1 pseudogene is annotated in these 766 nt (G+C 59.8%); it reads right to left on the bottom strand.

From position 1 onward, the window contains the following. Positions 1-364 precede the first annotated feature (364 nt). Positions 365-766 (bottom strand): annotated as a pseudogene (locus tag EN780_RS35995) (hypothetical protein); the annotation flags it as partial.

Below are 766 nucleotides of genomic sequence, written 5' to 3'. Positions count from 1 at the left end.
AGGTTACACAGACGTGCCGGCAACCTGACCATCACCAGCAACAAAGGGCGAAAGTGCAAAGGTGACTTCGTCTAGGTAAACGGCCGTCAAGGCAGCGGAACCTTCACTCTACGATCGAATGCGGCTGGTGGTAGGAAGGTATCAACACGGCGACCCGATCCTCAGTCACGCGCTTGCGCACGGCCGCGGTGATCGCGACCTCGTCGCCGACTTTGATGCCGCCCTTCGCGCTACGATAGCCGCAGCTGGCTGCGCATCCGCCAGATCGAGGCGTTCACCGCTTTTCTCGAGGCGCGCAACTATCCCTCGGTCTTCCCCGACTTCAACATCTGCCGCGACCGCACTGACGAGCAATTCTCAGTCGTCATCGCCGACCAGGGGCTGGAGCATGTGCAGCGGCCGACGGCGTCGTTTCCAGCATCGTCTTGCGGCCAAACCGTTGGACGACGAAACGGCCAGCCTTCTGGCCCGGAATCTCGATCAGGTTGTAGGTGATCCAAGACAGCAGGCTCACCGTCGGCAGGACAATGAGAAGGACGATCGCGAAGCGAAGCGGCGCCACCAGATCGTGGCCATATTGCGTGATGACGAAAGCCGCGACCGGTTGGAGCACCAAAAGATGGATCAGGTAGATGCTGAAGGAAAGCTCTCCCATCAGATGAAAGAACCGGTTGCCGAGCGTCGTGGCTATCCTTGCTGCCACGACGCCCGCCATTCCCGGCAGCATCCGATAGAGAACAAGAGCAAAGAAGCCCATGACCAGCAC

The sequence above is a fragment of the Mesorhizobium sp. M4B.F.Ca.ET.089.01.1.1 genome (assembly GCF_004022605.1).
Taxonomy (GTDB): Bacteria; Pseudomonadota; Alphaproteobacteria; order Rhizobiales; family Rhizobiaceae; genus Mesorhizobium; species Mesorhizobium abyssinicae.
This window is presented reverse-complemented; position numbering and strand designations above follow the sequence as displayed.